Annotated in this window: 36 protein-coding genes; 20 read left to right on the top strand and 16 right to left on the bottom strand. The window is 32.7% G+C overall.

What is annotated here, in order from left to right; translation table 11 throughout:
• Nucleotides 1–11 precede the first annotated feature (11 nt).
• The 4 genes from M1D73_RS14605 to M1D73_RS14590 all read left to right on the top strand — a co-directional run bounded on the left by M1D73_RS14605 (nt 12) and on the right by M1D73_RS14590 (nt 3,340).
• On the top strand, nt 12–998 hold the full coding sequence (locus M1D73_RS14605; protein WP_060852027.1) for an aliphatic sulfonate ABC transporter substrate-binding protein: 987 nt from the start codon (nt 12–14) through the stop codon (nt 996–998).
• A 16-nt stretch (nt 999–1,014) separates the two neighbouring features.
• Nucleotides 1,015–1,863 carry an ABC transporter permease gene (locus tag M1D73_RS14600; protein WP_000432128.1) on the top strand — a complete coding sequence of 283 codons (849 nt, stop codon included), beginning with the start codon at nt 1,015–1,017 and terminating at the stop codon, nt 1,861–1,863.
• Nucleotides 1,864–1,939: 76 nt separating this feature from the next.
• Nucleotides 1,940–3,052 (top strand): FMNH2-dependent alkanesulfonate monooxygenase, encoded by a 1,113-nt coding sequence (gene ssuD, locus M1D73_RS14595; RefSeq protein WP_000422246.1) that lies wholly within the window; start codon nt 1,940–1,942, stop codon nt 3,050–3,052.
• Nucleotides 3,053–3,247: 195 nt separating this feature from the next.
• The gene (locus tag M1D73_RS14590) at nt 3,248–3,340 is read left to right on the top strand and encodes a putative holin-like toxin (protein ID WP_001289320.1); all 93 of its coding nucleotides are present in this window, start codon (nt 3,248–3,250) and stop codon (nt 3,338–3,340) included.
• A gap of 228 nt (nt 3,341–3,568) precedes the next feature.
• Here the strand turns inward: M1D73_RS14590 and M1D73_RS14585 are convergent, their stop codons facing one another.
• Complete coding sequence (locus M1D73_RS14585) at nt 3,569–4,390, bottom strand: HNH endonuclease (protein ID WP_000189709.1); 822 nt, start codon at nt 4,388–4,390, stop codon at nt 3,569–3,571.
• A 149-nt stretch (nt 4,391–4,539) separates the two neighbouring features.
• Between M1D73_RS14585 and M1D73_RS14580 the strand changes: the two genes are divergently transcribed.
• Nucleotides 4,540–5,625: an AI-2E family transporter gene (locus M1D73_RS14580; protein ID WP_121868287.1), complete on the top strand. Its 1,086-nt coding sequence runs from the start codon at nt 4,540–4,542 to the stop codon at nt 5,623–5,625.
• A gap of 240 nt (nt 5,626–5,865) precedes the next feature.
• Here M1D73_RS14580 and M1D73_RS14575 read toward each other — a convergent pair whose 3' ends face one another.
• The 6 genes from M1D73_RS14575 to M1D73_RS14550 are packed head-to-tail and all read right to left on the bottom strand — an operon-like array spanning nt 5,866 to nt 6,877.
• Nucleotides 5,866–6,006, bottom strand: coding sequence for a YrzI family small protein (locus M1D73_RS14575; protein ID WP_000668485.1), 141 nt, complete (start codon nt 6,004–6,006; stop codon nt 5,866–5,868).
• Nucleotides 6,007–6,033: 27 nt separating this feature from the next.
• The gene (locus M1D73_RS14570) at nt 6,034–6,174 is read right to left on the bottom strand and encodes a YrzI family small protein (RefSeq protein WP_000669806.1); all 141 of its coding nucleotides are present in this window, start codon (nt 6,172–6,174) and stop codon (nt 6,034–6,036) included.
• A gap of 52 nt (nt 6,175–6,226) precedes the next feature.
• Complete coding sequence (locus tag M1D73_RS14565; protein WP_000669805.1) at nt 6,227–6,367, bottom strand: YrzI family small protein; 141 nt, start codon at nt 6,365–6,367, stop codon at nt 6,227–6,229.
• 26 nt (nt 6,368–6,393) lie between these two features.
• Complete coding sequence (locus tag M1D73_RS14560; protein ID WP_000668965.1) at nt 6,394–6,537, bottom strand: YrzI family small protein; 144 nt, start codon at nt 6,535–6,537, stop codon at nt 6,394–6,396.
• 28 nt (nt 6,538–6,565) lie between these two features.
• Nucleotides 6,566–6,709 (bottom strand): YrzI family small protein, encoded by a 144-nt coding sequence (locus M1D73_RS14555; protein ID WP_000142712.1) that lies wholly within the window; start codon nt 6,707–6,709, stop codon nt 6,566–6,568.
• A gap of 27 nt (nt 6,710–6,736) precedes the next feature.
• Nucleotides 6,737–6,877 carry a YrzI family small protein gene (locus tag M1D73_RS14550; protein WP_000156193.1) on the bottom strand — a complete coding sequence of 47 codons (141 nt, stop codon included), beginning with the start codon at nt 6,875–6,877 and terminating at the stop codon, nt 6,737–6,739.
• Nucleotides 6,878–7,318: 441 nt separating this feature from the next.
• Between M1D73_RS14550 and M1D73_RS14545 the strand changes: the two genes are divergently transcribed.
• From M1D73_RS14545 to M1D73_RS14515, 7 genes are all read left to right on the top strand, one after another.
• Nucleotides 7,319–7,912: a DUF4825 domain-containing protein gene (locus M1D73_RS14545; RefSeq protein WP_000876526.1), complete on the top strand. Its 594-nt coding sequence runs from the start codon at nt 7,319–7,321 to the stop codon at nt 7,910–7,912.
• Between the two features lie 13 nt (nt 7,913–7,925).
• Entirely contained in the window at nt 7,926–8,414 is a 489-nt protein-coding gene (locus M1D73_RS14540; protein ID WP_000424637.1) for a DinB family protein, read from the top strand.
• Nucleotides 8,415–8,538: 124 nt separating this feature from the next.
• Entirely contained in the window at nt 8,539–8,919 is a 381-nt protein-coding gene (locus tag M1D73_RS14535; protein WP_000805185.1) for a GntR family transcriptional regulator, read from the top strand.
• Nucleotides 8,916–9,788 (top strand): ABC transporter ATP-binding protein, encoded by an 873-nt coding sequence (locus M1D73_RS14530; RefSeq protein ID WP_000560921.1) that lies wholly within the window; start codon nt 8,916–8,918, stop codon nt 9,786–9,788. The genes M1D73_RS14535 and M1D73_RS14530 overlap by 4 nt, the downstream gene beginning before the upstream one ends.
• A complete protein-coding gene (locus M1D73_RS14525; RefSeq protein ID WP_000178199.1) occupies nt 9,785–10,456 on the top strand; it encodes a DUF4052 domain-containing protein in 672 nt (223 codons plus the stop codon). Before M1D73_RS14530 ends, M1D73_RS14525 begins: the two co-directional genes overlap by 4 nt.
• Nucleotides 10,457–10,495: 39 nt before the next feature.
• Nucleotides 10,496–10,975: a CcdC family protein gene (locus M1D73_RS14520; protein ID WP_481157917.1), complete on the top strand. Its 480-nt coding sequence runs from the start codon at nt 10,496–10,498 to the stop codon at nt 10,973–10,975.
• 117 nt (nt 10,976–11,092) lie between these two features.
• Complete coding sequence (locus M1D73_RS14515) at nt 11,093–11,602, top strand: 2'-5' RNA ligase family protein (RefSeq protein ID WP_121868286.1); 510 nt, start codon at nt 11,093–11,095, stop codon at nt 11,600–11,602.
• A 14-nt stretch (nt 11,603–11,616) separates the two neighbouring features.
• Here the strand turns inward: M1D73_RS14515 and coaW are convergent, their stop codons facing one another.
• The 8 genes from coaW to M1D73_RS14475 all read right to left on the bottom strand — a co-directional run bounded on the left by coaW (nt 11,617) and on the right by M1D73_RS14475 (nt 17,758).
• Nucleotides 11,617–12,438 carry a type II pantothenate kinase gene (coaW, locus tag M1D73_RS14510; RefSeq protein ID WP_000442504.1) on the bottom strand — a complete coding sequence of 274 codons (822 nt, stop codon included), beginning with the start codon at nt 12,436–12,438 and terminating at the stop codon, nt 11,617–11,619.
• 84 nt (nt 12,439–12,522) lie between these two features.
• Entirely contained in the window at nt 12,523–12,921 is a 399-nt protein-coding gene (locus tag M1D73_RS14505; protein WP_000547649.1) for a 3-hydroxyacyl-ACP dehydratase FabZ family protein, read from the bottom strand.
• A 56-nt stretch (nt 12,922–12,977) separates the two neighbouring features.
• A complete protein-coding gene (locus M1D73_RS14500) occupies nt 12,978–14,177 on the bottom strand; it encodes an LL-diaminopimelate aminotransferase (RefSeq protein ID WP_048538289.1) in 1,200 nt (399 codons plus the stop codon).
• A 341-nt stretch (nt 14,178–14,518) separates the two neighbouring features.
• Nucleotides 14,519–14,881 (bottom strand): hypothetical protein, encoded by a 363-nt coding sequence (locus tag M1D73_RS14495; protein ID WP_000757022.1) that lies wholly within the window; start codon nt 14,879–14,881, stop codon nt 14,519–14,521.
• 169 nt (nt 14,882–15,050) lie between these two features.
• A complete protein-coding gene (locus tag M1D73_RS14490; protein WP_001279463.1) occupies nt 15,051–15,350 on the bottom strand; it encodes a hypothetical protein in 300 nt (99 codons plus the stop codon).
• Nucleotides 15,351–15,503: 153 nt separating this feature from the next.
• A complete protein-coding gene (locus M1D73_RS14485) occupies nt 15,504–16,706 on the bottom strand; it encodes an MFS transporter (RefSeq protein WP_000269258.1) in 1,203 nt (400 codons plus the stop codon).
• Between the two features lie 295 nt (nt 16,707–17,001).
• Nucleotides 17,002–17,436: an exosporium protein ExsC gene (gene exsC, locus M1D73_RS14480; protein WP_000148797.1), complete on the bottom strand. Its 435-nt coding sequence runs from the start codon at nt 17,434–17,436 to the stop codon at nt 17,002–17,004.
• Nucleotides 17,437–17,605: 169 nt separating this feature from the next.
• Nucleotides 17,606–17,758, bottom strand: coding sequence for a YqbF domain-containing protein (locus tag M1D73_RS14475; RefSeq protein ID WP_000291905.1), 153 nt, complete (start codon nt 17,756–17,758; stop codon nt 17,606–17,608).
• 478 nt (nt 17,759–18,236) lie between these two features.
• On the opposite strand from M1D73_RS14475, the gene M1D73_RS14470 reads away from it, so the two are divergent.
• The 8 genes from M1D73_RS14470 (at nt 18,237) to M1D73_RS14435 (ending at nt 23,189) form a co-directional block, all read left to right on the top strand.
• Nucleotides 18,237–18,605: a hypothetical protein gene (locus M1D73_RS14470; protein WP_000071478.1), complete on the top strand. Its 369-nt coding sequence runs from the start codon at nt 18,237–18,239 to the stop codon at nt 18,603–18,605.
• A gap of 196 nt (nt 18,606–18,801) precedes the next feature.
• Nucleotides 18,802–19,587 (top strand): class I SAM-dependent methyltransferase, encoded by a 786-nt coding sequence (locus tag M1D73_RS14465; protein WP_000031301.1) that lies wholly within the window; start codon nt 18,802–18,804, stop codon nt 19,585–19,587.
• 69 nt (nt 19,588–19,656) lie between these two features.
• Nucleotides 19,657–19,845, top strand: a complete 189-nt coding sequence (locus M1D73_RS14460) for a DUF3970 family protein (RefSeq protein ID WP_000621873.1) — start codon at nt 19,657–19,659, stop codon at nt 19,843–19,845.
• Nucleotides 19,846–19,925: 80 nt separating this feature from the next.
• Entirely contained in the window at nt 19,926–20,891 is a 966-nt protein-coding gene (locus M1D73_RS14455; protein WP_001223682.1) for a nucleoside hydrolase, read from the top strand.
• A gap of 180 nt (nt 20,892–21,071) precedes the next feature.
• Nucleotides 21,072–21,314 (top strand): GlsB/YeaQ/YmgE family stress response membrane protein, encoded by a 243-nt coding sequence (locus M1D73_RS14450; RefSeq protein WP_000638306.1) that lies wholly within the window; start codon nt 21,072–21,074, stop codon nt 21,312–21,314.
• A gap of 77 nt (nt 21,315–21,391) precedes the next feature.
• On the top strand, nt 21,392–21,787 hold the full coding sequence (locus M1D73_RS14445) for a hypothetical protein (protein WP_000834883.1): 396 nt from the start codon (nt 21,392–21,394) through the stop codon (nt 21,785–21,787).
• Nucleotides 21,788–22,107: 320 nt separating this feature from the next.
• A complete protein-coding gene (locus M1D73_RS14440) occupies nt 22,108–22,254 on the top strand; it encodes a hypothetical protein (protein WP_000959548.1) in 147 nt (48 codons plus the stop codon).
• 263 nt (nt 22,255–22,517) lie between these two features.
• Nucleotides 22,518–23,189: a YjgB family protein gene (locus M1D73_RS14435; RefSeq protein ID WP_121868285.1), complete on the top strand. Its 672-nt coding sequence runs from the start codon at nt 22,518–22,520 to the stop codon at nt 23,187–23,189.
• 170 nt (nt 23,190–23,359) lie between these two features.
• Here M1D73_RS14435 and M1D73_RS14430 read toward each other — a convergent pair whose 3' ends face one another.
• Complete coding sequence (locus M1D73_RS14430; protein WP_001108463.1) at nt 23,360–24,574, bottom strand: MDR family MFS transporter; 1,215 nt, start codon at nt 24,572–24,574, stop codon at nt 23,360–23,362.
• Nucleotides 24,575–24,589 lie beyond the last annotated feature (15 nt).

Genomic DNA, 24,589 nt, shown 5'->3' with positions numbered 1-24,589 from the left:
GGTGATTTTATATGTATAAAAAATTTAAAATTCTTTCTTTTGCTTTAGCTATATCAGTATGTTTATTAGGATGTGAAAAAAGTACAGCAAGTAGTAAGAAAGAAGATGTAACAATACAAATTGGTATACAGCAAGGGTTAAGCCCGCTATTACTAGCAAAGAAAAAGGGGTGGTTTGAAGAGGAGTTTAAAAAAGAAGGAGTTAAAGTGAAATGGACAGAGTTCCAAAGTGGACCTCCTTATTTTGAAGCAATCGCATCAAACCGATTAGACTTTGGTGAAGTAGGGAATTCTCCAGTCATTTCAGCGCAAGCAGCAGGTATTGGATTTACCGAAATCGCCAATACAAGTTATGCGAGAAAAGGAACTGGAATTCTCGTTCAAAAAGATAGCAAGATTGCGAGTGTAAAAGAGTTAAAAGGTAAAAAAATTGCAGTAGCAAAAGGAAGTAGTGCCTTTAATTTATTGTATCGAGCACTTGATAAAGAAGGGATTGATGCAAAAGAGGTAAATGTCATTCAATTACAACCAGATGAAGCGCAGCCTGCATTTGAATCAGGATCAGTAGATGCATGGGCGATTTGGGACCCTTTCATATCATTACATACGTTAAATAAAGGTGCGAAGGTGATTGCAGACGGTGAAACATTAAATGTCTCTTCACCAGAATTTTTAATTACGAGAACAAAATTTGCGAAAGAACATCCAGAATTAGTTGAGAAATTCCTCAAAGTTTATGAGAAAGCACGTGTATGGCAAGATGCTAACTTAGATGAAGCAATAAAAGTATATACTTCTGTAAAAAAGATAGATGCGGAGATCGTAAAAGAAGTGTTTAATCACGACAAACCAATTTTAGTTCCGGTAACGAAGGAAATAATAGCAGAACAACAAAAGACAGCGGATTTTCAATATAAGCTTGGTTCTATAAAGAAAGAAACTAAGGCGGAAAAAGTTGTAGATAATTCTTTCGTAGAAAAAGCATTGAAAGCGAAGTGAAAAGAGGTTTTGTAAAGTGGAAAATACGAAAGCTGTTATGAAACCAGCGAGTATAACGATTGAGAAAAACAGAGTTAAGAATGTGCGAAAGTTAAATGTAAAAGTTTTAGTAAGGGCAATTACTATACCGGTTATTATATTAATAATTTGGCAGTTAGCTGGCGTATTCGGCCTTGTTTCTAAAACAGTTTTACCAACACCATTAGATATTTTTTTAGCTTTCCAAGAGCTTATTAAAACAGGAGAGTTATTCGGCCATTTAAGTATTAGTGTATTCAGGGCTGCGGCTGGTTTCTTTATTGGTGGGGGCTTAGGAATCATTTTAGGAACGATTGTTGGATTTTCAACGAGAAGTGAGCAATATTTAGATCCATCTGTGCAAATGTTAAGAACTGTACCTCATCTAGCTGTTGCGCCACTTTTCGTATTATGGTTCGGTTTTGGTGAAACATCGAAAGTGTTATTAATTGCAGATGGTGCATTTTTTCCTTTATACGTAAACGCATTTTTAGGTATTAGAGGTGTGGATTCAAAGTTATTTGATGTAGCGAGAGTGTTAGAGTTTAGCAAAAGAAAACTAATTACGAAACTCATTTTACCATCTGCATTGCCTAACCTTTTACTAGGAGCAAGGTTATCGTTAGGTGTTGCATGGGTGAGTTTAGTAGTAGCAGAACTTATGGGATCTACAGAAGGTATTGGTTATATGATTATGGATGCAAGGCAATTTTCAAATACAGATATCGTATTTGTCGGCATAATTATCTTTGCATTTGTTGGGAAGTTTTCTGACTCTCTAGTACGTTTACTAGAAGCGAAGTTTTTAAGATGGCGAGATAATTTTAAAGGTGAGACTGGGAATTAACATATAAATTATTAGGGGTAATTTATATAGAATGTGTTAGTATACGATTCAAAATAAATAAGGGGTGTGTAAAGGCATGGAATTATTATGGTTTATTCCGGCTTATGGAGATGGTCGATATTTAGGAACGACAAAACGAGGAAGAGCAGCTGAATATGGTTATTATAAGCAAGTTGCTGCGGCAGCTGATTATTTAGGATATACGGGTGTTTTACTTCCAACTGGTCAAGGATGTGAAGACCCTTGGGTGTTAGCTTCAGCTCTTGCTGCTGAAACAGAAAAATTAAAATTTTTAGTAGCAGTGAGACCAGGACTAATGTCCCCTACAGTTGCAGCGAGGATGGCATCTACATTTGATAGAATTTCAGATGGGAGACTGCTTATTAATGTAGTAGCTGGAGGAGATCCAGTTGAACTACAAGGAGATGGATTATATCTTGATCATGATGAAAGGTATGAAGCAGCGGATGAATTTTTAAAAGTTTGGAAATCGACATTGCAAGGTGAAACGATCTCTTTAGAAGGAAAACATATTCAAGTTACAGATAGTAAAGTTGTATTCCCACCAGTTCAAACGCCATATCCTCCTATATATTTCGGAGGATCATCAGCTGCTGGAAAAGAAGTAGCAGCTGAACATAGTAATGTATATTTAACGTGGGGAGAGCCGCCAGAGCAAGTAAAAGAAAAAGTAGAAGAAGTAAGAAAACTTGCAGAAGAGAAGGGGCGTACAGTCCGATTTGGCATTAGATTACACGTAATTGTAAGAGAGACAGAAGAAGAAGCATGGGAAGAGGCCGAACGTTTAATTCAATATGTGGATAATGAAACAATTGAGCTTGCTCAAAAGACATTTGCAAGATATGATTCGGTTGGTCAAAAACGGATGACACATTTAAATAAAGGTACGAGAGAGTCGTTAGAGATAAGCCCTAATTTATGGGCTGGTATCGGACTTGTAAGAGGTGGGGCAGGTACTGCACTTGTAGGCGATCCGCATACAGTAGCAGAAAGGATAAAAGAATATGAGTCGTTAGGAATTGATACGTTTGTTTTATCAGGATATCCGCATTTAGAAGAAGCGTATGAAGTGGCAGAATTGTTATTCCCATTATTGAAAGACAAGAAGAAAGAAGAAAATAAAATTGTTGGTGAAATGATTGCTGATGCATATGCATTAAAAAAATAGTGAGAAATAAAGTTTCACTTATTTATTGCTTCATTTTGTTTACTGCCTGTTAATAGGGTATAAAAAATCCGCAAGTTATTCGCTTGCGGGTTTTCATCGTAAATTATTAGAAAATATGGTAAAATCAAAGGGTAACTTAAGGTGCGGTTGGTTGTTCAATTATCACTTCTCCGAGTAGGAGGGGGGTGATAATACGTGAGTGAAATAGCGTTGCTACTGCAGGGTGGACTGTTTCTCGTTGCATTGTTAACGTTCGTCGTCGTTTTAATAGACAAGCTCAAAAAATAACAACCCACCTATGCCTATAGAATGTGGGTTGTTTTGTTTGTAAGAAACAAATAGGATAAATGAACAATCCAATCTGCTAAGTTACGTGGACTAGTGTGTAGCCGCACACTAGTCTTTTTTATTTATATACAATTTATAATTGGTTTATGTGATTGTATTGTTCTTTTCATACTCATTATAACACAGTGTCTTTTCATCAAGAAAGGAGACCGTATGTTCTGGTATCTATTATATAGTAGGTGCTTTTTCTTTGAACAGCCCATCCATATACTGTTTTAAACTTTGGACATAAAATTTCTGTGTATTCACATTATTTACACCGACAATGGGTGATGGAAGGTCAAATCTTTTTTCTGATAAATGAACGACAACATCAAAGATGTCAAACAAACGAATGAAGCAAAACAGACCGTCTTTATCGCTAAGTAAAATAAAGTAATGATTTTCACTACTTGTATTTAACGTATTCCATAAAGAACTTTTGCTTAAATCACGTACAATACTTTTTTCTTTTAGTTCCACGAAATCTGCATTTGAGAGAATGGTAGAAATATCAATCGCATCTTGATCTTCAAAGTAGCCATCAACTGCTTGTACAGCGAATGTATAAGCCATTTTTAATATACTCATTTTATATTTACGGTTATCTAATAGTAATTCCCGTTGAATAGAACTCGCTACTTTCGTTACACGTTCCTCTTTCCAAATTTCATTATGTAAGGAAATATCGTGCTTTTTACATAGTTTCATAATTAATGCATTAGAATAAAGAATTTCGTCGCTTACTTCGACAACATCAGTCTCAGCAGCCGCAAGTTCCTCACCGTGCTCATTCGTATAGAGTGGGGAATCAATTTGTCTTTTCATTTGTTCAATCTTAAATTGACTCAATTTATGCCTAATTAAAGGACGATCAATATTTGTTGTCATTTGTTCATGACAAGTATCACAAATTGAGTTTGTGAAATAATATCCACATAATATTTCTGGAATGACATATTGTTCACTAAGTTCTTTCGTATCTTTTCTGCATATGATGCATTGTGTCATTTTTATCACCTTTACCTGCAAATTTGTATGTAATCTCATTGTAGTGTATTTATCGGTATTTTGGAATATTGTAAAGGAAAATATTATGTGAAATTCATACTTATTTTGGTACAATGAAGAGAAGTGCTAGTTTAAAGGAGGCCGTTTTTTTGAAATCAAAAGTGCACTTTTGGACATTAGAAGTGCTAATGGTTGTAGGAATCATATTTATTTGCACAAAAATATCATTTTTATTTCAACCGATTGGTATCTTCATATCAACATTATTTTTCCCAATCTTAATCGCGCTTTTTTTATACTTCATATTTAATCCTGTATTAATCTTTTTGGAGAATAAAAAAGTACCTAGAAATTTAGCGATATTGCTGTTATATCTTTTTATCATAACATTAACTGCGGTTGGCGTTGGAGTAGTTGTTCCTACGATTTCACAACAGCTAATGGACTTAGTAAAAAATATGCCAGGCTACATAAAAGAGGGAAAAGTATACATACAAGAATTATCACATCATAGGTTGTTTGAATGGTTATCTACACAAAACTACGTTTCCATTGAAACAATTGAAAAAAATGCGATTGAATACTTAAAAGATATACCAAATACAATTACGTCGAGTGCAACGGCTTTATTTGGTATTATCACGAACGTTGCATTAGTTGTATTTACTGTACCGTTCATTTTATTTTACATGTTTAAAGATGGACATGCCTTTCCAGGAAAAGCGGTAAGTTTATTACCAGAGTCTTACCGTGAAGAGGGGCTTCGTATCATTAAGGAAACGAACGAAACATTATCTGCATATATTCAAGGGCAAGCGCTCGTTTGTATATTTGTAGGTGCGTTTACTTTTATCGGTTATTTAATTATCGATTTACCGTACGCTTTCGTTTTAGGAATTATCGCAGCATTTACAAACATCATTCCTAACTTAGGTCCATTTATCGGGGCAGCACCAGCTGTTATTGTAGGACTGTTCGTATCTCCGATGCAAGCCTTATACGTAATTATTATCGTAACAATTGTACAACAGTTTGAAAGTAATATTATTTCACCACGTATTATGAGCTCGAAATTAAACATCCACCCATTAACAATTATTATCCTAATTTTAGGGGTAGGAAACTTTGCTGGAATCATCGGAATGATTTTAGCAGTACCAGTTTATGCAGTAACAAAAACAGTTGTTTCGAACTTAATGAGATTGTTTAAGACGAAGAGAAGTAACCGAAAATAGTAAAAACTGAGGAAGATACACCGCTTTTTAAGTGGTGTATCTTTTGTTTATAAATAAATAATTAACATTGGGTTGATTTGATTTTATTATATATTTTTTATACATCAAATTCAGTGATAAACTTGTGTGGTATAAGCTCTATAAAACTATGTGGAATCCCTCTGAACTATCCAAATCATTTCCTTACAGCGTGCTATCAACATCATAATCGACTCCTTTCAATTCCATATAGTTAAACGATTAAAGGTGAGTGTAGTATTTGCTTCTACGATCTCGAATTTCATTAATAACTTGTTTATATTGTCTTTCTTGTTTTAATTCATTTTGAGATATTGTTTCTTTTTGAATGATAATGGTTAAAAAGAAAAGGTGAAACTTCATATGTGAATTCCTCCTTTCGAATTGGAATTACAGATGACTACAGTAATGACTTTGTCTTTCTTTTACAGAATTCATAGCCTGATTAATTTGTCGTTCATGAAGCATTTCAGACTCAGAAAATTTATTTTTTTGAATGGTAATGGTTAAAAAGAATACTTTAAATTTCATAAAATAATTGCCCCTTTATAAATGATTTAGAAAAAACGAGTGTAATAAGAAATTATAGGTGACTACAGTAATGACTTTGTCTTTCTTTTACAGAATCCATAGCCTGATTAATTTGTCGCTCATGAAGCATTTCAGACTCGGAAAATTTATTTTTTTGAATGGTAATGGTTAAAAAGAATACTTTAAATTTCATAAAATAATTACCCCTTTATAAGTGATTTAGAAAAGACGAGTGTAATAAGAAGATTGGCGCTCTTTTACTTCGTCCATAATGCTTTGGATGTGTTGTTCACGTAAAATCTCTTTCTGTGAAAGCTTACGTTTTTGAATGGTGATTGTTAAAAAGAATGCTTTAAATTTCATGAATATATTACCCCTTTAAAATATATTTTTAATACATTTGAGTGTAGTATGAACTTTTAATGTCAGTTATTTTATCAGTCAGTTGTTTTAACTGTTGTTTACGATTGATTTCAGTTTCAGATAAAGTATGTTTTTGAAGCACAGTCGTAAAAAAGAAAATATGAAAAGTCATAAATGAATTCCTCCTTTCAAAAAGGAATTACAGGTGATCACAGTAAAGTGCTTGGCGCTCCTTAACATCATTCATAGCTTTTTCAATTTGCTCATTATGAAGAATTTCATCTTTGGAAATTGTATTTCTTTGAATCGTAATACTTAAAAACAATACGCTAATAGTCATTGAATGTTGCTCCTTTCTTAGAAAAATAATGTAAGAGACTAAAAAATCGCGCAAAAAAACCACAGGAAGATACAGTTCTCCTATGGCTGGGCGTGAAAAAGCCACAGGAAAGTATACGACCTCCTGTGGCGAATTTATGAATTAAATGAAATAAAGTACGATTTTCAATTCTCCATTAGGGTGGTCGAATTCATATTTAATTGTCCAGAAAACACAGGTGCAGTTAACGCTAAAGTTAATGCATGTAATTGTAATTTCATCATTTCCTTCGACCTCCTTTTAGAATTTTTTTCTTACGTTAGTAAGTATATACAATTAATGGATAATTGTAAACATAAAAAATGAAAATTTTTAATTTTGATTAAAATGCGTATATTTAAAAAGGGATTTGAAAGTAAATATTGTAATTAACGAAATATCGATAAAAATGGGGGATGCTAAATGAAATATATGCATCATAACATAATCGTTATGCTAACAATTTTTTTATTCATTGCGGCTTGTTCTAACGGAGAAAGAATAAAAGATATATATGATGTTAGGTCAGATGATTTTAAGAAATATACTGGGACATACGTTGGTAATAATTCAGATGTGGTTGCAATTGTTAATCATTTACCCGGTGGTGGAACAGTTCAAAGTATAAGTTTAGAAAATGAAAATATAAAAGTGAACTATGGTGCAAAAGAGAGTGGAGCTCTTACAGAAGAAATGATTGAGACGTATTGGTTTGATGAGAAAGATACGATGAAGAAGAATTTTCTCTTTAATGCTACCTATCTAGTAATTTTAGTACCAAACGCAAAAGCTTATGAGTTTCAAATGGAAAATAAAAACTTTAAGATAACGAGGGAAGAAATGTTATCAATTTTGCATAGGGAATTCGATGATTTTCCAAAAGAAAAAGATATATGGGATAAAAATAAAGTTATAAAGTTCTTTAACGGCAATGAAGAAAAAATTAAAATGCTTGTGGAAGATAAAGATTTTCGGAAGTCTTTATTTGCTAAATATCCAGTGAGCCAGTTGAAATAATGGAGGGGAGAAGATGGAGTTAGTATACAAAATTTCTTATCATAGAATGCAGGATCATTATTTACCTAAATTAGTACAGGCAATTAGGCTCGTTAGTGAAGAAGATTTGTGGAAAAAAGAGACCTCTGTTAATTCAATTGGTGGAATCGTACTACATATTTGTGAACATTTACAGAGAAATACAAGGCGTTATAAGGATCCAAATACAGTTTTTGAAAATGGAATTGAAGAATATTTTCCAGTGAAACAAATAAGCTCTGAAGCTTTGTTAAAAACTGTTGAAGAAATATTTGATGAGTGGGGCAAAGCATATATACAGGTCTGGGAAGAAAAAAGGCATATTGATCTTCAAAGTCTATTACATTTGGTTGAGCATACAAGCTATCATTTAGGGCAAGTAGTAGATCGTACAAAATGTATTGAGGGACAACAGTTTAATTTTTGTCAAAATGGTATAAATGAAAAGAATTTGAGAACAAGAGTTGAAACTTCGAATTTTTAGAAAGAGAGACATTCTTAATTGAATGACTCTCTTTTTTGTAAAAGAAATTTATGGAAAAAAATAATTCTATGTGATATGGTTAATTACATAAGTAATGAACCTATGAACCTAAGGTGGTGAAAATGTGAAGCCGACTCTAGAACAAAATAAATTAATATACATACAAATTGCAGAAACGATTGAATCTGATATTTTAAAAGACATATTGCTTGAAGAAGAACAAGTTCCATCGACAAATCAATTTGCGAAGATGTTACAAATAAATCCGGCTACCGCAGCTAAAGGGGTGAATGTATTAGTGGATGAGGGGATTTTATATAAAAAGAGAGGGATCGGGATGTTTGTTGCAAAAGGAGCAAAAGAAGTTGTACTAAAAAAAAGACAAAATACTTTTATGACTGAATATTTACCTAAAGTGTGGGAAGAAGCGAAAGTACTAGAAATATCAAAAGATGAATTGATGGATATGATTCAAAAGATTACGAAGGAGGGGAAAGAGGGATGATTGCACTTGAAACGAAAGATGTAACGAAAAAGTATAAAAAGAAAATAGCTGTAAATGAAGTAACGATTTCATTGGAAGAGAATAAAATATATGGTTTGCTTGGAAGGAACGGAGCAGGGAAAACGACTTTATTAAATTTACTAGCAGGACAAATTACTTCAAGTAGTGGAAGTGTATCAATATTTGGTGAAGATGTTTTTGAAAATAGTAAAGCGATGCAAAATATTTGTTTCGTTAGAGTAAAAGAAGAGTCTCATTTAAGTTATAGCGTAAAAGAAATTTTTAAGATATGTAACATGTTTTATAAAAATTGGGATCAGAAGTTTGCTGAAGAACTGGCGGGTAAATTTCAGCTTAATATAACAGAGAAATACCATAAACTATCTCATGGCATGCAAACAGTTGTAGGAATTATTAAAGGGTTAGCAAGCAGAGCGACAATTACTATTTTTGATGAACCAACTACAGGATTAGACGCAGCACATCGTGAGTTATTTTATAGTTTACTACTAGAAGATTACGGGGAGTATCCCAGAACAATTATATTATCAACACATCTGGTAGAAGAAGTAACCCATGTTATTGAAGAAGTAATTATCATAAAAGAAGGTGCACTTGTTGTTCAATCAACAGTGGAAGATTTATTGCAACAAGGTCATATTATTTCAGGGCAAAAAGGTAAAGTGGAGGAGTTCTTGATTAATAAAAAAGTTATAAATAAAGAAATTTATGGGAATAAAGGCATTGCTGTTATATGGGAAGAGCTTTCTAATGAAGATTGTTACTCTCTTGAAAAAGAAGGTTTAGTAATTGATAGAATTACATTACAAAAACTATTTATTCACATGACTGGTGGTGAAGTGGAATGACGATGTTAATGAAACAATTGAGGTTACATATAAATTTTCATTATAAAGCAATTTTAATATTTTGGATTGTAGCTTTATTAATAAAAGGAGCTTTATATGCTGCTCATTTAAATGAAGCGAAAGTTGGTTATTTACCCGAAATTATCAATAATCCTTCAATTGCAATTATGATTTTTATAGTAGGGAGTGTTTTCATTGTTCAAGATGATTTATTTCGTTTAGCAGTTTCATTTGGTATAACGAGAATACAATATTTTATCGGAGCGATTTGTTATATTGTGTTGCAATCCGCATTGTTTTCATTCCTTCAAATACTGTTTTTACAAGATATAAAATATAACTTAGTAAATATTAACTTTGGAGAGCAATTAATACAACAGTTTATTTTACAATTTTTATTTTATGTTACGATAGCATGTTTCTTTCAAGTAGTAGTAATTTTTAAGCAAAGATTTCAATGGATTGGTCTCATGATTGGTGGGTCGCTTTTCCTTTCAACAAATAGTGTGCTGTATGGAGAAGTAGGGATAAAAGGATTGTTATTTACAAATGATGTATCTTTAATAGATATCCCTTATTTTATTGTTATTTCAATTGGATTAACAATTCTTTATATCATAACTAGTAGTATATTTATTCGTAAAGTATCATTTGAACGAACAGTTTAAAATAGTGATAGATTATTTTTTTAGGGAGAAGGAAAATATATGGGAGACACGTCCTCACTAATAACCGTCTTTTTATGCATTGCACTACTAATATTTTGGCGTCGTTATCGCTCCATGCATAAGTCAATAAAGGGATCGGGAAAACGTATTTTATGGCCATTACTATTTTTAACACCAGGTATTGTATGGTTTTTAAGTCCCGTACATCCAGCTATATTGCAAGTAATTATAGCGGTATTCATTGGTGTACTTTTTGCTGTGCCGCTTATAGTATTAGCAAATTATGAACGAAGAGATGATGGGAATATTTATACGAAAAAAAGTGCAGCTTTTTTAATTACTTTTATTGCACTTGTCGTTTTGAGATACAGTTCAAGAAAATATATTGTTGACTTAGATCAGCAAACAATAGGTTTATTATTTTATGTTGTTGCAGTATCGTATATTTTTCCTTGGAGAATTGCCTGTTATATAAAGTTTAGAAAAGTTTGCCGGGAAAATAATAATCATGCTATATGAAAACTTCTCATTTGAGAAGTTTTTTTATTTTTACAGGTAAGCAAAACAAGTTGTTGAAGGGCAGGCTGTCATAGAATATGATACATATTATAATGAGGAAAAGTTGAGGGGATAAAAATGCGTACAATTTTACTTTTTCTAAACAACATGTTCATTAGCGAAATCGAGGACATTAGGCAAAAATATGATCCTTTATTTGGATTAATTTCACCGCATATTACAATTGTATTCCCATTTGAAAGTTCGATTTCAAATGATGAGCTGAAATTACATATTATAAATGTATCAAAACCGATACAGAATATAGAAATTGAATTTACGAATCAAATTACAAGTGAAAGAGAATATTTGTTTTTACGAGTTGAAAAGGGGAAAGAACAAATAGAGGAACTACATAATATTCTATATACAGGACCTTTATTACAATTTTTGAAAGAAGACATTCCGTACATCCCGCATGTAACAGTCGGAAGAAAAGAAAGTGCCGAATTAGCTGCTGAAGTAGTGAAGGAGATTCCTAGTTTTCCTGGGAAGTTAAATTGTGTGATTGATAGAATAAGCGTGGAGCGAATTGGAGAGAACGGGGAATCAATTATTGAATTTGAAGTGCCATTTCTAAAAAGCTGACAAAAGTCAGCTTTTTATTTCGTAGCATGAAGTAATGCACCAATTGCACCGCTATTACCACCATCTTGTAAAAAGATTGGTGTTTTATTTTGATATTCGGTGTAGCTACTAATAATATGTTGAAGTTGTACGTTATTACATAAAGTCGAACCAATATAAATAATATGTTCAATGTTTTTTGTTTCAGCGAATTGAAGGCTTAATGCAGTAACGACTTCACCAACAAGTCCTTGTACAGTAGCTAGTATATCGGAGCTACTATTATTTGATTCTGTAATGGCTGCTTTTCCGAAGTTACTAGCAGTTAAGTTATTATCGATAGGGGAAAGAATACCACCATAAATATCTCCAACCGTAATATCTAGTTCTTTTCTAGATCCTACCTTTGTTAGAGGGATTACATCTTCAAAATGATCTATATTTGTTAACAATTTTGAAAGTCCCATAATAGTCCCACCGCCAACTCCGGTTCCACCAGCGCGAATATATTGTTCATTATAAACATAATGGATAGAAGTACCTGTACCGATATTGGTTAAAATAAAATTGTTTATAGTATGTTGTTCTTCTTTTAATATGAATTGGACACCTGCAAGAGTAGCTTCAAATTCGCTTAGCTCTATTATTTTATATGAACCTGTAAGCAGTTGCTGTAATAGTTTCGATTTACCACCCGTAATACATATTTGTTTTATGCCATTGTTGTTTTTAATCCAATCTATTATTTTATGTTGTTCATGCGAATAAAATTTTTCAAAAGTTAATAGCTTTTTTTTGTTAAAATAAGCTATTTTCGTTAATGTGCCTCCAGCATCGATACCGATAGTACGTTCCATTTTCCTGCTCCTAACTACGTAATATGTTTTCCTATTTACTTAATCGGTTGAGAATAGATATTTCCAACTGATATAAGGAACACTTTAATCTGCTTGATATATTAATAGTTTTTCTATAGTTACAATAGGCTGGTCGTTTACAGTTGCAATACCTTTACCAAGAACAAAACCTCGGCGATTGCGCGTTAGCTCATAATGTAAATCAAGTTTATCACCGGGATATGCTTTTCCGTGGAATTCAACTCCATCTAAAGAGGAGAGGAATCCTAGTCCTTCAGAATCACTTGTATGTACAAATGCACTAAGCTGAGCAAGTGCTTCTACAATTAACATATGAGGCATATGTTTGTGACTATCATTTATAAACCATTCGTTATTTGTAATGAGTTTATATCCTGTAACGAATTCATCTTGTTTTACATTTGTTACTTTATCAATCATTAAAAATGGATAACGATGGGGAAGTGTGTCTTTAATATGCATATGAAAGTACCTCCAATTAATAATACCCCTGCTAAAGTTAAGCAGGGGAGCCGGAATTAATTTTTAACTAATTCATTTACTTTTTCAAGGACGAAAATGCCGCTATTTCTAATGTTTTCAACAACTTGTTGCAACACTTCTTTATCTTGAACGAGTGCAATACGTACGAAGCCTTCTCCGTGAGGTCCAAATGCATGACCAGGTGTAACAACGACATTCGCACGATCCATTAATGCATAAGCGAAGTCTAGAGAAGTCCATCCTTGTGGAATTTCTGCCCAGACAAACATACTACCAGCTGGCTTATCGACATTCCAGCCAAATGTTCGGAATCCATCGACTAAAGTATCTCTCCGTTCTTGATAAATATTGCGGTTTTTCTCACAAAATGCAGCGCCATTTCTTAGTGCTGCAGATGCCGCTTTTTGAATTGGTAAAAATACACCGTAATCGGTATTAGATTTAAATTGAGTAAGTGCACGAACAATTTCTTCGTTTCCAATCATATATCCAATACGGCTACCTGCTAAACTATAACTTTTTGACAAAGAATTGATTTCTACGCCAACTTCTTTAGCACCAGGTACAGAGAGGAAGCTAATTGGCTTATTACCATCAAAATAAAATTCGGCATAAGCAAAATCATGGACAACGATAATATTATGCTTTTTCGCGAATGCGATTACTTCTTTAAAGAAATCTTCATGAGCCATTGCTGGAACGGGATTCCCTGGGAAGTTTAAAATCATCATCTTCGCTTGATCGGCAATTTCTTCAGGGATGACTTCTAAGTCTGGTAAGAAATCATTCTCTTTCTTTAAAGGCATGTAGTAAGATATTGCACCAGCCATTTGAATACCTGTTTCATAAGCTGTATATCCTGGATCAGGAACTAATATAATATCACCTGGATTTGCATAAACCATAGGTAAATGAACGAGCCCGTCTTGTGAACCCATTAATAATAAAACTTCTTTATCCGCATTTAATAAAACGTTATGAGTATTGTTGTAATATTCAGTTACAGCTTCGTGAAATTCTTGAATACCTGATAATGTATACCCGTAGCTCTCTTTCTCACTCGCTGTATGTACCATTGTTTCTCTTACAAAATCAGCGGGCGGCATATCAGGATTTCCGATGCTCAAATCAATCATGTTATGACCTGCTGCAATTTTTTCTTTTTTATAGGCTCCTAATTCACTAAATATAGAAGATTGGAATGCTTTCATTCTAGTTGCTAACGTGTAAGTCATCAAAACCCCTCCTAAAACAGTGCTTTCATTCTGCATTTTTAATTATTCTGAAAACACATGTTTATATTTTATCATTTTTTTATGAAAATTAAAATGATTGACAAATTTAGAGGAAGGATTAGCCTATTTTGAAAAGTATCGATGTAAATAGCGTAGATGCGTTAATTGAAATGTCTATTATAGGATTCATTTTATATAACTTAAGGTATTCTCTAGTTTTTATTAAGTATATTTCTCATGTTTTGAATGAAAAAGAATACGAAAACAAGGGCTATTTTTGTGGCCGATTTCTAAAGTGAAATAACGCAGAAAATATTTTCTGCGTCTCCTCTGAAATGTAATCATTTCTTTTTATATGTGCATAATTTTTCGGCTGTCAAAAAGTATACATTTAGTGTACCGTCGGCAACTTTTAAAGTTTGGTCCGATGTAAATGAATTACCATAATCAATGTGATATACATTAGAATTTTTGACAAATGAGCCTTTATATAAATCGTCTTTATTCTTTGTTGTTTGCATTTCTACTAAATTTTGCACAATTTCCTCTTTATTTTCTTTTTTGACAACTGTTTCAAATTTATAATATACAGGGCATTCACCATTTTTATTGTCAACGACTTCCCAAGAACCGTATATATCGTTATTGCTGCATCCACTAAGTAGGATGATTAGTATAGGAATTGTAAGTAGAACCTTTTTCATTTTGTGCTCCTTTCTTTTAAATTTGAATAAACGTGCGAATACGATAGGGATATTATAATAAATAAAGTTTAAATTTTTTTAAAGAATTATTTAATTTCATATAAAAATTTAGGAGAAATTAAATAAGCATGAATCTAGTGTAAAGTCAGATTCATGCTAGTACCATAGCCTATGTTATGTCTTTTTTGAGCATAAATAAAGAGGAAAGCAGAATCACTATTCCATTTAATATATATACGCTTGCGATCATAAAGGCTAACGTACCTGCGCCAAATCCTGCTTTATCGAATATAGAAGCAAATGTTGCGATAGTCAAAAAGATAATGGGAGTCAGTAGTAAAAATATGAAACCTGCCACGATTCTTTTTTTAAAACTATGTCCAGATAAGGAAATGGCTAAAAAGTTTAGGATGCTAAACAGAGCAATTGCAAAGAGAAGGACAATAAATACTTCGATGCCATCAGACATTTTACCACTCCTTTTATAAAGAGTACTTTTTATAATCTATTCGAAATTAAAGGAGGATACTCCTTTAGGTAATTTCAATAAACGTAATAAATAGGCGTATTATAAAACAAAGAAGTATGGATTCAATATTAGATCCATACTTCTTTGTTTATTTTATAAATTCGCAGATTGCGAATGCTGTTTTTCATAATGTTTCTGCTTAGAGAGGGAAATAGAAATAATCAATAATGAAACGACTCCGAAGATGAGAACCATATATTGTAACCCAATTGTATCTAAGAAGAAGCCTGTGCCAAGTAAGACGATTTGGAACATAACCCTCTCAAACATATTACGGAATGAGAAGAGGCGACCGTGATAACTTTTTTCCACTTTCGTTTGGAAAATCGTCGACATAATAGGGAAGAAGCAGCCAACACTAAACCCAAACAACCCAAATGATGTAAGAGCCATCCATTTTATATCGCTAAAGAACAATGACAGATGTGCAAAAGCAGTACAAACTGCAAAGAAATATAGTAATTTTTCAGGTTTGAAATGATCAGATAGACGTTTAATTACGAAGGCACCTATCATAAATGCGACACCTTCAATTGTATATATGAACCCTTTAATCGTAGGATCATGTTGCATTTCGCTAATGTTAATAACCATTAAATTAAACCCAGCTATAAATAATAGAGGGATGATACTTAATATAAGTGCTGTAAAAGCAATAGGAATTCCTTTTAAAATACGAAATACTTCCATAAAGCTATTATCTTTTGCAGCTTGTTTACTTGGTGTTGTTGATTTCTTGTCTTCGAATTGTAGGAAGAAAGTCGAGAGGAATAATAAGGCGTATGCTGCCATTGAGAAGGCATACATGTACTGTAAACTCATCACAACTAAAAGAATTCCACCTAGTGAAGTACCTGCAATACGAGCAATTGTACCAACATTCATATGTACACCGTTCATTTGTAATAACTCATGCTCACGTACGATGAGTGGAATTACAGATTGTAATGCAGGGAAATAAAATGCTGCTGAAATTTGAAGAGCAACCATAAATGCAATCATAAATGCGATACTTTCAAATTGAATAGCAAAAAACATGAAAATAACACTTAAAACTCGACCAAACCCAGCGTAAAGAAGAACTTTTTTCTTTTCATACTGATCGATGACACGGCCAGCCATAGGTCCAACTAGAACACCGGCTAATAGTCCGATAAATAATATAACTGATTTCATGAAATCAGAAGGGACATATTTTTGCATAAATTCAAGGTTCCCAAGAATACCAAGCCATAATCCTAGACCTGCAATAAACTCCCCAATTAAAACAATCCAAACGTTTTTATTACGCCACATAACATTAAAACCTCTCCGTCTTTTAAAATGAAAAACTCGTATATAAAACCTCCTTATTTATGTAGTGTTTTTATACGAACTTTTTTAGAGTCAGAGTCTATATTACGTGTTTCATAAGTGGATTTCAATCTTTTTGATTTGTCAAAAATTTGATGTGTTAATTGATGAAATAAGTGAATCAAAACGTAAAAAAATTATGATTAAAGCTAATAGAAAGTAAGGATACATATAAAAAAGCAAGAACGTATAACTACGCCTCGCTTTTCTCAAGTACAAAATTAAATATTAGATTCACTTAGCAACATTTACGCTCTTGTCCAATAGCTAAAGCGCTAAAAGATAGTGGGCCAACAACTTCTGCGCTTGCACCACTAGTAAGGTTTTCTACAGTTAATGAATATTCGTGTGTTCCACTGCTAACGTTTTGATCTATAGCTTGAAATGTTTGTACGTAGAATTGTTCAGAATCTGTAGATTCAATACCTACTTGCGCATTAAAAATTTCAATGTTATCACGGAAAATTCGGAATAAAACTTGTGAAGTCTCAGTTATACCTTCTACACCAATTGTAGCGATTAATTCTACTCGATTATTACGTGAATCTCTACTTGAAATTCTCAATTTCAAATTTGCTAAAATTGCTTTATTTGGAGAAGCTGGGATTGCAAAAGTTGTTTCACCAGTTTTACTAATAGGTTGAGTAGCTTGGTAATCAATGATATGAGTCATATTCTTCACTATTTTCATATACTAGAATATGAAAATAGTGAAGAATTAGCTTGGACAAATACTAGATTATTTAATAGAGTCAACAACAATTATTGAAAAGAAGAAATTCACATAAAAGCATTAAGAATATATCACAATAAGATGATATTCTTCTTAATGCTTTTTGTAATTAAGCAGAGTATTCTTCTTTACGTACTTCAAAAAATTCATTACGTCGTAAGTAATTATAAATTTTCTCTGAAACCTCTTCTTCTTCAGACACCAAGAAACGATGATCAAAAGCGTAGAAAGATTGACCTTTAATTAATTTTACGTAATACATATTAAACGCCTCCTGACACTAGATTATTACTTGCTTCATATTTATGATGGCCTATATGTCTGCTAAAAATACTTGGAGTTTCAAAGGGGATAAGCAGAGGGATGAAAGAGCTTACAATTCTGTAAGGTTTATGTCACCTTTTTCGATAGTTTACATTCGCTAATTTCTTCTATACTACAAATAAGTTACATAAAATAAGGGGGTAAAAAGATGGATGAAGTAATTGGAGAAGTTGTAGCAGGTATTTGTGAATTTATAGTAGAAGTAACAGCGGATGCTATAGGAAATTTAGTTTCCGGAAATGATGAGGAAAAAGAAACATTATAATAATTTGTAAAAGAATAAAGTTGATCGAATTATAAAGGCTGATTTCTAAAGGGGATTCAGCTTTTTTATTTTTTACATTATATTAACTTGATTTGAATATTCATTTGTTATCATATTTAAGAAGCCTATATAAGGAGGTGAATAAACAAATATGTCGAATTCAGGGCCTGATTTATCTGTTTCTCGTTTGATTGTGGTAAATATAGAGGAAAAAGAATATCATTTTATTGTTCGTGAACATCCGATTGTAGGGAAATTTATATCGCTATTTGAAAATGGAAAAGAATATGGTTTAATAGATAAACAAATCGCTAATAAAGATAAATTTATTACATCGGAGCTTACTAAGTTAGATTATTTTAATATAGATGTTTTATATCTTACACCTGGGTGGATATGGATTGGTATGGATCAATTTGGTTTACATGCTCGTGAGGCTACTTATAACGAAGTAGATGTTATTATGAAGTTGAAAGAGGATTTATATTATATAGATATATATGAAGAAATAAAAATGTAGTAAATATTTAGTCAGGTTAGGGGGCAAGTTCCCGTAGCCTTTTTTTGTTTAATGAAATAACGTATAATCATATTATTTTGATTATACGGGAACGTGATGAGAAGTGAGATGAAAAGAGGATTTGAAAATACATGAAGAGAATTGTAATAATTATATGAGTCGTATATGTAAATAACAATAGAAAGAAGATGATAATATGAGTAAAGAAGAGCTTGTGAAAAAACAGTTTGGCAGTAATGCAGATAAATATGTAAATAGTAAAATACATGCTAAAGGACTGGATTTACAATATGTAGTTCAACAAGTTGAGTCTCGTCATAATAATCGTCTTCTTGATGTTGCTACTGGTGGCGGACATGTGGCAAATATGTTAGCACCCATGTTTGAAGAAGTAGTTGCACTTGATTTAACAGAACAGATGTTAGAAAAAGCAAAAGTTTTTATAAAGCAGAATGGGCATGAAAATGTATCTTTTGTAGCAGGAAACGCAGAGGATTTACCATTTGCAGACCATTTTTTTGATACAATCACATGCCGGATTGCAGCCCATCATTTTACGAATCCGGCTCAATTTATTTATGAAGTAAATCGTACATTGAAGGATAATGGATTATTCATCTTAACAGATAATGTTTCGCCAGAAAATAATGAATATGATACATTTTATAATTTTATAGAAAAAAAGCGAGACCCAAGTCATGAACGAGCTCTAAAAAAGACAGAATGGCTTACTTTATTAGAAAAAAACGGTTTGCAAATGCAGTCATGTCTTACTTTTGATAAGAAGTTTGATTTTGACTGGTGGTGTAATATGATGGATGTCCCTTTACAAAAGCGTGAAAAATTAACAGAATGTATGATGAAAGCACCAAACGAAATGAAGGGATATTTTAATATTCAATTTAAAAATAATAAAGTAGAATCGTTCTATACTGAAATGGCTATGTTTATATGTAAAAAAAGTACAACGTTAAAAAGATAAATGTGTTGCAGTCTTTCTGAAGTACGATATACTTAGTACAGAGAAACTGAGAATTGAGGAATAGTTATAATGATTCGTGTACGCATTGAAGGTTCTGAGGAAGAAATGCTTGAATTTATGGGGAAAATGCCAGACATTCCTGGATTTGAAAAGACACATATGAGAGAGCCGAGAAAAGGAAATAACCCGAAATACGATTCAAGTAAAAATGTACTTGCATATTTGTCTTATAAAAAGATTGAAGTCGCCAATAAATAGGCGACTTTTTTAGTTTGCGCTGTTTCACCGCCTTGTCTTTTTCACATAATAATAATAATAGTAGATTATGCTTAAGAGGGGTGAGAATAGTTAATAAGAAAATTATCTTTTTTGGAGATTTTGGTATTGATGACGCCGTAGCGTTAATTTATGCAAATAAAACATGTAAATTAGATATTCTAGGTATTGTTGCTGAGTACGGGAATGTATCACGAGATATCGTTACGGAAAATGTTTATTTTTTAGAAAGGTACTATGCTACACAAGTGAAAATTATTGAAGGTGCGAGTAGACCGATGACAGCTGAAGAGCCTTTGTTTTTCCCTGAAATCCACGGGGATCACGGTTTAGGTCCTATTATTCCACCTGAGATGAGAATTTGTAAACGAGAAAATTTTTGTGAATTAATCAAATTAATCGAACCTTGTCCAGAAGATATTATAATTGTGGCGACAGGGAGACTAACGACGCTTGCTACGTTATTTTTATTGTATCCAAATATAATGGATCGTATTTGTTCGTATTATATAATGGGCGGCGCTTTCCTATTTCCAGGTAATGTTACACCAGTATCTGAAGCGAATTTTTATGGTGATCCAATTGCAGCAAATATTGTTATGAAATATGCGAAAAACGCTAGCATATACCCGTTAAATGTAACACAGGGCGCGCTTATTACGCCTGAAATGGCCAATATAATAGATAAACAAGGAACTGGACAGGCGAAACTCATTAAACCAATGATTGATTTTTATTATGAGAATTTCTATAAAAAAGAATATCCGGGTATTGGTGGAAGTCCTATACACGATTTACTACCGTTTATCTCGTTTATAAATGACAGTATTTTCGAATATAAAAAATCGGCAGTGTGGATTAGTACGACAAATGATGTGACTAGGGGCCAAAGTGTAGCAGACTTTAGAAAAATAGCTGAGCCAACAAGGTTTGATGATCGGCCGATTCAAAGAATTGCTGTTGGTTTTAACTATGCAGCTTTTAAAGAAGAGTTTATGCGAACAATATTGAAGCCAGATTGTTCTTAATGTGTGTAATAACAAGTCGGATAAATCGTTAGTTCAAAAAAAGGTTTAATCTGTGTGTATTATTCTCAAAAATCTTAAAGTTGAACAACATGAATAACTTATGAAAAATGTCACATAACTAATGGTAAGCAATTGTTTCTAATTATATTTTGATTGGTGAAATGTAAAGGAGGTTATTATATGATTTGGTCTTTAATCGTCGGTGGTATATTAGGATGGCTTGCGAGCTTAATTACTGGAAAGGACGTACCTGGTGGTGTAATTGGTAATATTATTGCTGGTATTATCGGTTCTTGGGTTGGTTCGAAATTACTTGGTAGTTTTGGTCCAGTCATTGGCGGATATGCAATTATTCCAGCTTTAATCGGTGCGATTATTTTAATTTTCATCGTAAGCTTCTTATTACGAGCAATGCGAAAATGAATGTAAGGACTGTTTACATTTGTAAGCAGTCCTTTTTATATGTTATGCTAGTATTATACAATCAGGAGGTGTCAGCATTGAAATCATTTACAGTAAATTTCCATCAAGAAGATAATGCAAAAGCGACAACAGTACATAAATTAAGTGAAGAGGACTTCAATAAAGCAACTGAAAAAGGTACTCGTCATTTATTTGATTTAGATACAAACGTTGGCTTCTTCGTATTCTTTGATGCAGAAGATGCAGAAGGAAATGATCAATACTTAATGTTACAATATGAAGGGGATCATGAAGAACCAACTGCATGCTACGGATTTGATTTAAAACTATACTATCAATTTTTAGCACTATACTTAAACGATCTTGAATTCCAAGGCGAAACAGATGAGGAAGAGGAAGAATACGGTCCAATTCATCATTTAGCGCATTTACTTTATCATATTGTTGAAGATGGTAAATCAATCGAAGTGTAATATACATATTTGAAGCTGCTCTTTTTGGGCAGCTTTTTTATATGACATTGAAATGGTGTACTGTAAGCTAAATAAGGTGAAGTTTTAATCAGTGGGGGTTTTGTTCATTCCCACTGATTATCAGCCCTCACCAATTTAGCTTTTACGGGTAGCAGGGCCCCCACCTAACTTCTTTGTTTCCGCTGAATTTTGAGGTGGGGATCTTACTGCCCGGCAAATAGCGAGATAAATTAATAATAGAAATTTATTTATTACTTTCATGTTAGCGTCGTAAAACACCTGTTATAATGATTGTAATTAAATTCTTGGAGGCTAATTCTATGCTTGTAGATGTAAAAGCTTTTATTAAAGCTGCAGGTTTAACATGTATTTCATCATTAAGTGGAGATAACACGTTTGCTTATAATTTTGAAACAGTAAAAAACACTATCGCTACATTTTTTAAGAAGCTAAGATTTACCGTTTAATTTCATTTCAACCAGTAGGAAAAGAGTAATCACTTCCTACTGGTTTTTTTGTTTCAAGGAGCTGTTGTGACAGTATAGATAGAGGATATTATCATTGAGAAGAGAAGGTTTAAAGAAGGAGATGAATACGATGATTAACAATATAATTCCAAGTTTTTTAAAATTATGGGAAAGTGACGATTTAGAATTAGAAGTCCTTAATTAATACTATACTTCGCATCCGGTTGATTATCGAAATGAATAAAATACAATAGGGGGTAAAAATGATGAAGGTATATTTGAAAATAGTTATGTTATTTCTTACTTTTACATGCACATTTGCATTAGCAGCATGTAAAGGGACAGACGAAAAAAAGGAAGCAAATCCAGCCTCGGAAAATAATAAAAATGAACAAAGCAATTCTTCAGAAGAAAAGAAAAATCTTGAAGCAAAACCAAGTAATGAAAAAACAATAAAACCATCAGCTGAGCAAGATTCGAAAGATAGAACACTTAATCAAAAATCAATTAACCACGTTAAAGATTTGTTTGAACTAGCAAAAGAAGGAAAGGTACCTAATGTGCCATTTGGAGCCCATACAGGGGATATTGAAGAAATTGAAAAAGCGTGGGGGAAAGCAAATAAAACCGAATATGCAGGGAATGGAATGTACGCAACTTTTACAAATAAAAATGTTGTTTTCGGATTTAATAAAGGGTCACAAGTTTTTGATGTACGCTCATATCATGCAGAACTAAAATTGATTACATTACAAGAAATTGAAAAAGCATTAGGAAAACCATCTTCAGTTAAAGAGAATGGTGAAGATAAAATATATGTATACAAAGTAAATAACCAGTATGAATTGAAATTTGTCATTCCAAAATCGACTGGTAAGGTCGATCATATTTCCGTATTTTCGCCAGAGGATAGTATGAATAAAATGGCAGGATAAGAAATTAAGTGATTTCAAAAACACCTCACTTTCTTGAAGTGAGGTGTTTTTAGTTGTAAACAAGGAACGTCTCCTGTCATATAAAACATACTTTCATATGCAAAATACTTCACTTTTGTTTTTTAATATTCATCCAATAAGAAATATTGATCTACTGAAAAAGTAGTAACCTATAAATTATGTGTAGGATGGTTCACGATTTTTTTACGTTCCAAACTTTGAACAAATAGCGCTTGAACAATACCTCCAACTAATAAGAAGCTAGCACAAATATAAAACAGTATACTTCCATTTAACTTACTTAATATAACTGCACCAATAATTGGTCCACACGTTCGAGATATATCCCAGTGTATACCGTAAATTGAAAAATATAAACCACGTTTATCATGAGGTGCAATTTCTGAAACGAATCGTAATAAATGGTTTAGAGCAATACTTTCTCCAATGACTAAAAAGAGTAAGGTGAAGAATAACGACAATATCGTCGTTGAATAACTAAAGCCAACTGCAGCTATTGTATAGCAGGCGTAAGAAATAAGGATGATTTTCGCCATAGAAAATCGTTCAGACCATTTTACGAGGAAGATTTGTAGAATGATTTCCAAAATGGCTTTGCATGTTGAAATAAATGCGAGTATGAATACGAGATTAGGAAATACATGTTCTGCAAAAATACGATAATTCGTCTCAGTTTGTGCATAAAAAAAGCTAATAGGAAGTGTAGAAACCATAAGACCGAATATGGCGTAATGTTTAAAAGCAAATTGCTTTGGTGAACTTGCCTCAACTGTTTGTTTCGACTTACTTATAGGTGGAACAGTTTCTGGGAGCTGGGTCCAAACAACAACGGCATATATCGTAAGAGTTACACTTTGCACGATAAATAAATATTCTGGGTGAGTATTATAAAAACTTGCACCGATTAAAGGGCCGACTACGGATCCGATTGCTCCCATCGTTTGTAGGAGAGCAAAAATTTCTGCTTGCTGCTCTTGTTTTGTTAAATCAGCAATTTGTGCACGTTGAGCTGGAATATATAAGGAACGGCCAATACCATTAATGACATATAACAGTGCAAATATAAAAACGGATTGAGCGAAAACGAAACTACCGATTGCAACACCTTGTAGTAATAATCCGAGTAACATAATCTTTTTTCGGCCATATTTATCAGTAATTCCTCCAGCAATAAGTGTAAATAAAATGTCTGAAAGTGGCTGTAATCCGAAAATTAGCATAGTTATTATTACATTGCCGTTTAACATTTTATTGACGTAAATAATCATAATGAGAGCTAACATAGATTCAGTCGTTCGGGTTAATAATTCACCACACAATCTAATGAAAATAGGTTTATTGTAACGAAGTAAGAGATAATTCAATATTAATTCCTCCTT

This window comes from Bacillus sp. PK3-067 (genome assembly GCF_056738645.1).
The sequence above is the reverse complement of the archived record's forward strand: the minus strand, read 5'-3'. Positions and strand labels throughout refer to the sequence as shown.

Coding starts and splice junctions, on each gene's coding strand:
- M1D73_RS14485 (WP_000269258.1), bottom strand. CDS start 16,706: ATGTGGCGTAATAAAAACGTTTGGATTGTTTTAATTGGGGAGTTTATT.
- M1D73_RS14565 (WP_000669805.1), bottom strand. CDS start 6,367: ATGAAATTTAAAGTATTCTTTTTAACCATTACCATTCAAAAAAATAAA.
- M1D73_RS14495 (WP_000757022.1), bottom strand. CDS start 14,881: ATGAAAAAGGTTCTACTTACAATTCCTATACTAATCATCCTACTTAGT.
- coaW (WP_000442504.1), bottom strand. CDS start 12,438: ATGGAACGTACTATCGGTATCGATGCTGGAGGCACATTAACGAAAATA.
- M1D73_RS14555 (WP_000142712.1), bottom strand. CDS start 6,709: ATGACTTTTCATATTTTCTTTTTTACGACTGTGCTTCAAAAACATACT.
- M1D73_RS14460 (WP_000621873.1), top strand. CDS start 19,657: ATGATTCGTGTACGCATTGAAGGTTCTGAGGAAGAAATGCTTGAATTT.
- M1D73_RS14560 (WP_000668965.1), bottom strand. CDS start 6,537: ATGAAATTTAAAGCATTCTTTTTAACAATCACCATTCAAAAACGTAAG.
- M1D73_RS14475 (WP_000291905.1), bottom strand. CDS start 17,758: ATGTATTACGTAAAATTAATTAAAGGTCAATCTTTCTACGCTTTTGAT.
- M1D73_RS14570 (WP_000669806.1), bottom strand. CDS start 6,174: ATGAAATTTAAAGTATTCTTTTTAACCATTACCATTCAAAAAAATAAA.
- M1D73_RS14520 (WP_481157917.1), top strand. CDS start 10,496: ATGGGAGACACGTCCTCACTAATAACCGTCTTTTTATGCATTGCACTA.
- M1D73_RS14515 (WP_121868286.1), top strand. CDS start 11,093: ATGCGTACAATTTTACTTTTTCTAAACAACATGTTCATTAGCGAAATC.
- M1D73_RS14435 (WP_121868285.1), top strand. CDS start 22,518: ATGATGAAGGTATATTTGAAAATAGTTATGTTATTTCTTACTTTTACA.
- M1D73_RS14450 (WP_000638306.1), top strand. CDS start 21,072: ATGATTTGGTCTTTAATCGTCGGTGGTATATTAGGATGGCTTGCGAGC.
- M1D73_RS14505 (WP_000547649.1), bottom strand. CDS start 12,921: ATGCATATTAAAGACACACTTCCCCATCGTTATCCATTTTTAATGATT.
- M1D73_RS14465 (WP_000031301.1), top strand. CDS start 18,802: ATGAGTAAAGAAGAGCTTGTGAAAAAACAGTTTGGCAGTAATGCAGAT.
- M1D73_RS14490 (WP_001279463.1), bottom strand. CDS start 15,350: ATGTCTGATGGCATCGAAGTATTTATTGTCCTTCTCTTTGCAATTGCT.
- M1D73_RS14545 (WP_000876526.1), top strand. CDS start 7,319: ATGAAATATATGCATCATAACATAATCGTTATGCTAACAATTTTTTTA.
- M1D73_RS14470 (WP_000071478.1), top strand. CDS start 18,237: ATGTCGAATTCAGGGCCTGATTTATCTGTTTCTCGTTTGATTGTGGTA.
- ssuD (WP_000422246.1), top strand. CDS start 1,940: ATGGAATTATTATGGTTTATTCCGGCTTATGGAGATGGTCGATATTTA.
- M1D73_RS14440 (WP_000959548.1), top strand. CDS start 22,108: ATGCTTGTAGATGTAAAAGCTTTTATTAAAGCTGCAGGTTTAACATGT.
- M1D73_RS14585 (WP_000189709.1), bottom strand. CDS start 4,390: ATGACACAATGCATCATATGCAGAAAAGATACGAAAGAACTTAGTGAA.
- M1D73_RS14530 (WP_000560921.1), top strand. CDS start 8,916: ATGATTGCACTTGAAACGAAAGATGTAACGAAAAAGTATAAAAAGAAA.
- M1D73_RS14525 (WP_000178199.1), top strand. CDS start 9,785: ATGACGATGTTAATGAAACAATTGAGGTTACATATAAATTTTCATTAT.
- M1D73_RS14500 (WP_048538289.1), bottom strand. CDS start 14,177: ATGACTTACACGTTAGCAACTAGAATGAAAGCATTCCAATCTTCTATA.
- M1D73_RS14575 (WP_000668485.1), bottom strand. CDS start 6,006: ATGAAGTTTCACCTTTTCTTTTTAACCATTATCATTCAAAAAGAAACA.
- M1D73_RS14550 (WP_000156193.1), bottom strand. CDS start 6,877: ATGACTATTAGCGTATTGTTTTTAAGTATTACGATTCAAAGAAATACA.
- M1D73_RS14605 (WP_060852027.1), top strand. CDS start 12: ATGTATAAAAAATTTAAAATTCTTTCTTTTGCTTTAGCTATATCAGTA.
- exsC (WP_000148797.1), bottom strand. CDS start 17,436: ATGACTCATATCATTGATTACCAAGCTACTCAACCTATTAGTAAAACT.
- M1D73_RS14540 (WP_000424637.1), top strand. CDS start 7,926: ATGGAGTTAGTATACAAAATTTCTTATCATAGAATGCAGGATCATTAT.